Origin of the sequence: Rhodopila globiformis, from assembly GCF_002937115.1 — a bacterium.
Taxonomy (GTDB): Bacteria; Pseudomonadota; Alphaproteobacteria; order Acetobacterales; family Acetobacteraceae; genus Rhodopila; species Rhodopila globiformis.
This window is the reverse complement of sequence record NZ_NHRY01000244.1, coordinates 1-8324: the sequence shown is the minus strand read 5'-3', so window position 1 is coordinate 8324 and position 8324 is coordinate 1. Positions and strand designations below refer to the sequence as shown.

8 protein-coding genes are annotated in these 8324 nt (G+C 69.8%); 1 reads left to right on the top strand and 7 read right to left on the bottom strand.

Annotated elements, in window-relative coordinates; translation table 11 throughout:
• Positions 1-65: 65 nt before the first annotated feature.
• A complete protein-coding gene (locus tag CCS01_RS24770; protein WP_104521443.1) occupies positions 66-491 on the bottom strand; it encodes a septal ring lytic transglycosylase RlpA family protein in 426 nt (141 codons plus the stop codon).
• Positions 492-1024: 533 nt separating this feature from the next.
• On the opposite strand from CCS01_RS24770, the gene CCS01_RS24765 reads away from it, so the two are divergent.
• Positions 1025-1768, top strand: coding sequence for a sulfite exporter TauE/SafE family protein (locus tag CCS01_RS24765; RefSeq protein ID WP_104521442.1), 744 nt, complete (start codon positions 1025-1027; stop codon positions 1766-1768).
• 325 nt (positions 1769-2093) lie between these two features.
• Here CCS01_RS24765 and CCS01_RS24760 read toward each other — a convergent pair whose 3' ends face one another.
• From CCS01_RS24760 to CCS01_RS24735, 6 genes are all read right to left on the bottom strand, one after another.
• A complete protein-coding gene (locus CCS01_RS24760) occupies positions 2094-2651 on the bottom strand; it encodes a type II toxin-antitoxin system VapC family toxin (protein WP_104521441.1) in 558 nt (185 codons plus the stop codon).
• Positions 2641-2901 carry a hypothetical protein gene (locus CCS01_RS24755; RefSeq protein ID WP_104521440.1) on the bottom strand — a complete coding sequence of 87 codons (261 nt, stop codon included), beginning with the start codon at positions 2899-2901 and terminating at the stop codon, positions 2641-2643. Before CCS01_RS24755 ends, CCS01_RS24760 begins: the two co-directional genes overlap by 11 nt.
• Before the next feature lie 349 nt (positions 2902-3250).
• A complete protein-coding gene (locus tag CCS01_RS24750) occupies positions 3251-4897 on the bottom strand; it encodes an ATP-binding response regulator (RefSeq protein WP_104521439.1) in 1647 nt (548 codons plus the stop codon).
• Entirely contained in the window at positions 4894-6657 is a 1764-nt protein-coding gene (locus CCS01_RS24745) for an ATP-binding protein (RefSeq protein ID WP_104521438.1), read from the bottom strand. Before CCS01_RS24745 ends, CCS01_RS24750 begins: the two co-directional genes overlap by 4 nt.
• Positions 6658-6661: 4 nt before the next feature.
• Positions 6662-7711: a SpoIIE family protein phosphatase gene (locus CCS01_RS24740; protein WP_104521437.1), complete on the bottom strand. Its 1050-nt coding sequence runs from the start codon at positions 7709-7711 to the stop codon at positions 6662-6664.
• 4 nt (positions 7712-7715) lie between these two features.
• On the bottom strand, positions 7716-8111 hold the full coding sequence (locus CCS01_RS24735; RefSeq protein ID WP_204848427.1) for an anti-sigma regulatory factor: 396 nt from the start codon (positions 8109-8111) through the stop codon (positions 7716-7718).
• Positions 8112-8324 lie beyond the last annotated feature (213 nt).

The window sequence follows — 8324 nt, the reverse complement described above, 5'->3', positions numbered from 1 at the left end:
CAGAGGGGGTTGGCCCGAGGGGGTTGGCCCGACGGGGCGGCCCCCGCCGGCGAATCGGACGCCGGTCAGGCCGGAGTCAGGCTGACCTCGGCGACGCCGCGCTGCGTGATGCCCAGCTTGCGGGCCGCGGCGGCCGAGAGGTCGATGATGCGCCGGGCCGAATAGATCCGGTCGGTGACGGTGACGACGACCGACTGTCCGGTGCTGGGTGCGGTGACGCAGACTTTGGTGCCAAACGGCAGCCAGGCATGCGCGGCGGTCAGCAACCGCTGGTCGAAGCGGCTGCCGTTGGCGGCGCGGCGCCCCTGGTAGAAGTTGGAGTAGTAGGACGCCTTGCCGGTTTCGCCGACCCAACCGGCGGTATGGCGCGGGGTAACGGGCTCCGGATGGCGATAATGGTGGCGGGATGCTGATCGCGCCAGGGCGCCATGCTGCGCCGAGGCGAGGAGCGCCGAGGTCGCAATTAGCGCGATTGCGTAATATTTTTGCATCGTACCTCACTGAATTGGCGGCAAACGGTCAGCAGAGACTGCAAGGCCGTTGCATATATGGTTGAGGGCGCAATAATCGCCCGGCAATGTGGCCGAAACGACCGACACTGTGGTCTATTAACCCCGCCAGAATGGCGAAATTAGGGCACACTTCGGTGCCACGAGAGGGCGTTTCCCAACGCATCCCACGGTCGATACTGCACAATGACAGAAATGACAACCCTGTGAATGTGAGGATTTGTCTCTACAGATGCGATGCAAGTGATACTGGCGAGTAAGGACTGGCAACGGCACGCAACAAAACGAACGCCTGCATGCGCGTATTATAACATTGTGCCGCAAAGACGGTCCTTTCATGGCGGTGGCTGACGCGACCGTCCCCGATCGGCCTCTGCCGGGCGACCGCCAGGCGCCGGTCCGTGCGCCGCCCTGCACGGGCGCCAGGCCGCTGAAGCGCGGTCACCGCACTATCGTATGCGGCATCGGGCCGGGGTGATGGCGGACCCCGGCGTTGCGTGCCAACATACGGGCGCATGATGGTCAGCCTTGTGCTCGCGATGGCTGGCGTGTTCGCCGCCGCCATCCTGCGCGGATTCACCGGCTTCGGGTTCGGCCTGGCGGCGGTGCCGATCCTCAGCCTCGCCCTGCCGCCCGCGCAGGCGGTGCCCCTGGTGGTGACGCTGCAGGCGATCATCAGCCTGTCCGGCCTGTGCGGCGCCTGGGCGGCCTGCGATCGGCAGGCCGTCGCCGTGCTGGCGCCCGGCCTGGTGCTGGGCGTGCCGCTGGGCCTGCTGATCCTGACCGAACTGCCCCCGGACCCGGTGCGCCTGGCCATCGGCGTGGTCATCGCCTTCTCGGTCTGGCTGATCCGCCGAGGCATCCGGCTGCCGCCGAACCCGTCGCGGCTGCTCGCCGGCGGGGTCGGGCTGGCGTCGGGGATCATCAACGGGCTGGCCTCGATGGGCGGGCCGCCGGTCATCGTCTACCTGTTGGCGCTCGGGCACAGCCCGGCGCGGATGCGGGCGACGTCGATGGTGTTCTTCATGCTGGCCGCCTGCGTCTCGCTGCTACCGATGGCCGCCCGCGGCATGATCACTGCCGAGATCCTGACCTGGACCGCCGCCTGCGTGCCGGTCCTGCTGCTGGGCGCGGCGCTGGGAAGCTGGTGCTTCCGGCGCGCCAGGCCGGAATACCACCGGATGGTGGCCTTGACGACGCTGTCGGCCCTGGCTGTGCTGCTGATCGCCCGGGCGGGGCTGGGGCACCTGGGCGGCTGACGCCCGGATCGCTGCGCCTGGCAGCACCGGCCCGAAGCGCCGAGCCCCGCGGGCAACCGCAGCTTCTGGTGCTGCGCCGTTGCGCGCGCCCACCGCCGGCACGCAGACGGCAAGGACACCCCCACGGGATGCGCGGATCCCGGGAAACGGTCCCCGCGGTCGTGGCCCCCATCCTGATGGACCGGCTTGTCCGGGCCATCTGTCGCGGCCCACGTGCGCCATTATGGCGCAAATGCCCCCTGGGATGCGCTCCCGATCAAGGTGCCCCGGCTCACCCTTCCGCAAACCGACCAGAGCCGGTTCGGACAGACGACAACAGCGAAGGTCACTGGTAGAACAGCACCTGGCCTTCCGGCACGATTTGCTTCATGCGGTCGAAGTCGTTCAGGTTTCCGGTCAGGACCGTCAGCCCGTGTTCCAGCGCATGGAGGTAGATTGTCGCATCGTTGAGCGCGGCGACTTCCTGGCCAGCCTGGAAGCCACCAAGGCGAAACACGAGCCCCGCGAGGATGCCCGCCTCCAGGCAAACGCCGGGGCTCGGAACGCCGACGAGGCGCTCGTCAATGCGTTCGATGGCCTGCCCAAGTCTCGCCAGGGCAGCATCGTTCCGTGGTGACGGCGCCAGGCGGCCAAACCTGTGGCTTAGCTCCCCGAGCACAACGGACACATGCCGAACTGGCCGCGTCGCGAGAAGCCTTCGGGCGGCTGGCGGCAGCCGCCCTTGCAGGGTGTCGAGATACACGCAGATGTCGAGGAGGAGTGGCGGACCGAAGGCGTCGGCGGCATCAACGAAACTGCGTGCCGTGGCAGGCCGCGGACGGAGGCTGCCCGTCCACTTCTCCGGCTTGATGCGGCGAAGCGACCGGGCGAGGTCAATAGTCACCGAAGGTTCCAGGCGGCACGGTACCTTCGAGTTCCAGTAGCTTGCGGCCGTAGTTGTCCTCGAAAGTCACCTTCACCAGCGCATACGTCAGCAAGTCGGTTGCCTCGGTGATGCCTGTAGCCGCCTGCGCCGCCTCCACCAGCGCGGACGGGAAGCGACCGCCCATCTGCCGGTCCTTGGCTCCAAGCAGGCCCCGTTTCTGCGCTTCCTCAAGGAGCGCCGTTATCTCCGGGGCGGCCAAGGCTGTCATGCCGCCCGGCTCGCCTGGTCGCCCGCCTTCTCAGCGGCTGTCATTCCGGCCTCCTCTGTATTGTCATACAAATTTGCTGTGTTGTCTAACACGTCGAGCCCGCTGGCTCAACCGTGCTGACGTGCCCGGCATGGTAACGCTGTCACGCCTGAACCCGCGCCCGCCGAAGAGGCCGGAGCACCCTGACGCACAGGGCGATTTGGCGCCGCGGCCGTTCTCTCACCGTCATGGCCGGGCGTGTCCCTACGGGATGCACACATCTCGGAAACGGTCCGCCGCTGCGTTTCCCTTTCGTCATGGCCGGGACACGCCCGGCCATGACGCCGGGGCGCCCCCCCTGCCGCCCCTACTACGCTACCGCCGCCGTATCCCCGGCAACCGCCTCGGTCGCCCGTGGCAGCAGGATGGTGATCCGGGATCCCTGCCCCAGCGCGCTCCGCACCAGCACGTCCCCGCCCGACTGCCGGACGAAGCCATAGACCTGCGCCAGGCCGAGGCCGGTTCCCTTGCCGATCTCCTTGGTGGTGAAGAACGGCTCGAACAGCCGCGTCTTCACTTCGTCCGTCATGCCGGTCCCGGTGTCCTCCACCGCCAGCATCGCGTACTCGCCCGGCGCCAGCTCCGTGCCGGGCGCCGCCGCCTCGATCAGCGTATTGCCGGTGCTGATCCGCAGGCAGCCGCCGTTCGGCATTGCATCGCGGGCATTGATCGCCAGGTTCAGGATCGCCGTCTGCACCTGGCTGGCATCGGCCATCACCGTCCAGGCATCCGGGGCCAGGTCGAACGTCAGCGTCACCGAGGTCCCGACGCTGCGCGCCAGCAGCTCCAGCATCTCCTCCACCAGCGTGTTGATCTGCCGGCACTCGACCTCCAGGTTCTGCCGGCGGGCGAAGGCCATCAGCTGCGCGACCAGCTTGGCGCCGCGCTGCGCCGCGCTGATCGAGCTGTCGATCATCTTCAGCGTGCGCGGCTCCTCGACGCGCATGCGCGTCACCTCCAGGCCGCCGAGGATGGCGGTCAGCAGGTTGTTGAAATCATGCGCGATGCCGCCGGTCAGCTGGCCCAGCGCCTCCATCTTCTGCAGTTGCCGGATCTGCTCCGCCGTCCGCTCGCGTTCGGCGAATTCCTCGCGCAGGCGCTGGTTCGCCGCCTCCAACGCCCGGGTCCGGTCCGCCACGCGGATTTCCAGCTCGGCGTTCAGCGCCTCCAGCGCGTCGCGCGCCTCCTTCTCGGCCGAGCGGTCGTAGAGGATCTTCAGGTAGCCTTCGGCCTCGCCACGCCGGTTGCGCAGCGGCACCATGCGGCCGCTGGACCAGAAGCGGCTGCCGTCGCGGCGCCGGTGCCAGCGCTCGGCGTTCACGCTCGCGCCGGTCAGCGCCGCCTGCATCTCGGCCTCGGGGACGCCAGCCGCGGCGTCCTCGGGCATGAAGATCCGCGCGCCGGGCGCGCCGATGATCTCTTCCGGCCGGTAGCCCAGCACGGCCTCCGCGCCGCTGTTCCAACTGGTGATCCGGCCGTCCAGGCCGCAGGTGAAGATGGCGTAGTCGATCGCGCTCTCGACGATCATGCGATAGCGTTCATGCGCTTCCTGCGCCTGCGCTTCCGCGGCGCGCAGCCGCAGCATGGCGCGCGTCACCGCGATCAGCTCCAGCGGCTCCACCGGGCTGGTCAGGTAGCAATCGGCCCCGCTTTCCAGGCCGCTGATCTTGTCGGCTGACGTGATCGCGGTGGCCGAGATCTGCACGACGATGATTTCCGGCCAGGACTCCTTGATGCGGCGGCAGACCTCCAGCCCGTTCATATCCGGCAGATTGACGTCCAGCAGCACCAGCGAGGGCTGCCAATCGGCGATCAGGGCCAGGGCGGTGGTGCCGTCCGCGGCCTCGGTCACCGTCATCCCGCCCATCTGCAGCGACCGCGTCTTGACGTAGCGGTTCGCCGCATCGTCATCGACGTTCACGACCAAAGGGGGCGTGGCGGGGGGCGTGGCGCTCATTCGGCCAGCCCGCCGACGGGTATCCCCACGTGATCCTGCCAGACCGCGGCCAGGGCGCGCTGCGCGCCCTCACGCGTCAGGCTGGCCTTGGACAGGATCGACCGGGCGTGGCCGAGCCGCCGCCGCTCGACGTCGCCGAGGACCGAGGATGTGCACACGATCACCGGGATTTCCGCCAGGGCCGGATCCGCCTGCAGGCGGTCCAGCACCACCGCGCCGTCGATGTCCGGCAGCCGCAGGTCGAGCAGGATGGCATCGAAGTGGCCGGCCCGCGCCAGGCGCAGCCCCTCAGCGCCGGTCTCGGCTTCCCGCATGCGCAGGTGTTGCCAGCCGCTCAGCATTTGCCGCACCACATAGCGCGATGTCTCCTCGTCATCGATAAGCAGAACGTCGCGCACCCGTCCCGGTTGAGCCGCACCGGCCGGAGAAACGCCGGACGCGGCGGCGGGCGCGGCCGGCAGGCTCAGGGTGAACGTCGAGCCCGCGCCCGGCGCGCTGCGCAGCGTCAGGGTCCCGCCCAGCAGTTCCGCCAACCGGCGCGACAGCGGCAACCCAAGCCCGGTGCCCTTGGCCTGGCCCTGCAGCCGGTTGGCAACCTGGGAGAATTCCTGGAACACGACCTCGTGGAACTCCCCGGCGATGCCGATGCCGGTGTCCGCGACGACGAAGTGGATCACCTGGCCTGGCCGCTCCAGCCGCGCACTGACCCGCACCTCGCCGCGCTCGGTGAACTTCAGCGCGTTGGAGATCAGGTTGCGCAGGATCTGCGCCACCTTGGCCTCGTCGGTCATCAGCGGCGGCAGGCCGTACGGCTCCTCGAAGACCAGCTCCACCGCCTGGTTCTGCTGCAGCGGCTTCATCATGCCGCGCAGCGCGCCGAACAGCTCGGAGACGGTGAACAGGCCGGGCTGCACCTCCAGCTTGCCGGCCTCGACCTTCGCCAGGTCCAGCAGATCGTTCACCAGTTCCGTCAAACTCTCAGCCGAGCGGCGGATGTAGCTGACCTGGCGTTCCTGCTCGGGCGCCAGCGGGCCGTCGACGCGGTCGAGCAGCAGCCGCGACAGCGCCAGGATCGAGTTCAGCGGCGTGCGGAACTCGTGGGTCATGTTCGAGAGGAAGCGGGATTTCAGCTCGCTGGCCTGGCGCAGCTGCTCGGCCCGCCCGTCCAGTTCGGCGTACAGCGCGACGACGCCGCGGTTGGTGTCCTCGAGCTCAGTGTTCAGCCGCTCCAGATCCTCCTGCCGCGCGCGCAGTTCCGCCAGGCTGGCGACCAGTTCGGCATTCTGGGTCTGCAGTTCCAGCGCCGGGTTCGGCCGCTGGCCGTTCTGCAGGCAATCGGCGAGGCGGGCCACGGTGGCGGCGTTCAGCCGGGCGCCGTCCGGCAGGTGGCGGGCCAGCGTCACGCTGGTGCCGCTTGCATCGCTGCTGATGGCGAACTCATCCACCAGCCGCCGCGCGCTGGCAATGCCGCGCCCCGGGACCAGGCCGTCCAGCACCGCGTCCAGGTCACGGATGCCCGGGCCGCTGTCGGAGACCCGGGCCAGCAGGGCGGGCAGGCCGTCGCGGCGGACGGAAAACGCGACCCGGCCGCCGCCGGCATAGGCGATGGCGTTGCGGGCGATCTCGGACACCGAGGCGGCAAAGCGGGTCTGCGCGGCGGTATCGAGGCCAAGCTGGGCCGCCACCTGCCGGGCGCGGTGGCGCGCCAGCACCAGGTCCTCGGGCTCCGCCAGGGCAACGGTCAGCAGCGGCCATTCCATCGGTCTAGCCTTTCCACACAACCACCGACGCATCGTCCCGCCCGCGCGCGTGGTCACGATACAGTACGGCGGCGATCAGCGTGGGGTCCAGCTCAAACAGACCTGCGTGACCGTCCGGCGACCACGAGGTGGCGAGCCCGTCGGAGAACATCACCAGCACCGGGCGATGGTGCATCGGATAGCGGAAGGCCTGCATCCGGCCCGCGGTGTGCCCGGCCGTCCCGCTGTGCGAGACCATGCGGCGGGTGCCGCCGCTGTCGGTGATGAAGCCGGCGATGTTGCCGACGCCGCCATAGGTGACCTGCCGGGCCGCCGGATCGATCACCGCCACGGCGATGGCTGCCCCGCGGGTGGCGCGCAGGCCGGCATGCAGGATGCCCAGCAGGTCGACCAGGGCGGCGGCGGGATGCTTGCGGAACAGCCGCACCGCCTCGGCCGAGGCGGCGGCGGCCTGCGGGCCGTGGCCCAGCCCGTCGGCGACCAGCACGCCGATGGTGCCGTCCGGGCGGGGCATGACGCAGGCGGAATCGCCGCACACCGTCTCGCCGGGCTTCGGTACGCACAGCGTTGCTGCGGTGCGGGCCACCGGCGCCGCCTTGCCGCCCAGCCGCGCCAGGACAGCGGTGCCACCGCCTGGTCCTCCCCCTGGTCCGCCCCCTGGGCCTCCCCATGGTCCTCCCCATGGTCCTCCCCTTGGTCCTCCCCCTGGGCGCGAATGGATCACCAGCTCGCGGCTCATCCGCTGCACGGCGCCCAGCCCGTTGCCCGGGGTGCCGCCGGTTGAGAACCCGTCGCGCAGGCATGCGGCGACGTCGGCCATGCCGGGTCCCTTGTCCAGGGCGAGAACTTCCAGCGCCGCCTCGCCGGTGGCGTCGGCGCCCGCCAGGATTTCGCCGCCGCCGCCGTGGCGCAGCAGGTTCTGCGCCAGCTCGGTGACGACGATGGCGACACGGCCGGCCTCGGTCTCGTTGTAGCCCAGCTGTGACGCCAGCCCGGCGACGCGGCGGCGGGCGGTGGCGACGTCGGTGGGGTCGCGGACGGTGATCCGGTCCATTGGGCTATTTCCACCGCGCGATGGTCACCCGGGTGCCCTGGGCCGGCGCCGACTCGATGGCAAATTCGTTGCACAGGCGCCGGGCGCCGCCCAGGCCGAGGCCCATGCCCCGGCCAGTGGTATAGCCGTCCTTCAGCGCCAGCTCGATATCGGGGATACCGGGCCCCTGGTCCTGGAACCGGATTCTGACGCCGCGCCGCATGCCAGCCTGCACAACCTCCATGATAGCCTCGCCGCCCTTGCCGTAATCCAGCGTGTTGCGCGCCAGCTCGCTGGCCGCGGTGACGATCTTGGTCTGGTCGACCAGGCCCAGCCCGGCCTCGACCGCGATGCGCCGGACCTCCTGCCGGACCCGGACGACATCCTCGCCAGTCCGGATCGGCACTGTCCTGGCTGCCACACTAGTACACCTCGCCGGAAGTGGCGACTCCGTTGATGGGTGGCCCGGCGCGGGTGAGTCTGGTTTGCCACAGTCTGGCGGCAATCGCCGTGACCAGCCGCCGTCAGGAGCCGTTCTGGCGAGTCAGGAGCGGCCTGAATATGGCAGGCCACAGGCTCACGCCTCGCCCTGATTCACCGGAGCCTTCATGCCCCGTCTGACTGCCGCCCCGAT

Coding starts and splice junctions, on each gene's coding strand:
- CCS01_RS24740 (WP_104521437.1), bottom strand. CDS start 7,711: ATGGACCGGATCACCGTCCGCGACCCCACCGACGTCGCCACCGCCCGC.
- CCS01_RS24765 (WP_104521442.1), top strand. CDS start 1,025: ATGATGGTCAGCCTTGTGCTCGCGATGGCTGGCGTGTTCGCCGCCGCC.
- CCS01_RS24755 (WP_104521440.1), bottom strand. CDS start 2,901: ATGACAGCCTTGGCCGCCCCGGAGATAACGGCGCTCCTTGAGGAAGCG.
- CCS01_RS24750 (WP_104521439.1), bottom strand. CDS start 4,897: ATGAGCGCCACGCCCCCCGCCACGCCCCCTTTGGTCGTGAACGTCGAT.
- CCS01_RS24745 (WP_104521438.1), bottom strand. CDS start 6,657: ATGGAATGGCCGCTGCTGACCGTTGCCCTGGCGGAGCCCGAGGACCTG.
- CCS01_RS24770 (WP_104521443.1), bottom strand. CDS start 491: ATGCAAAAATATTACGCAATCGCGCTAATTGCGACCTCGGCGCTCCTC.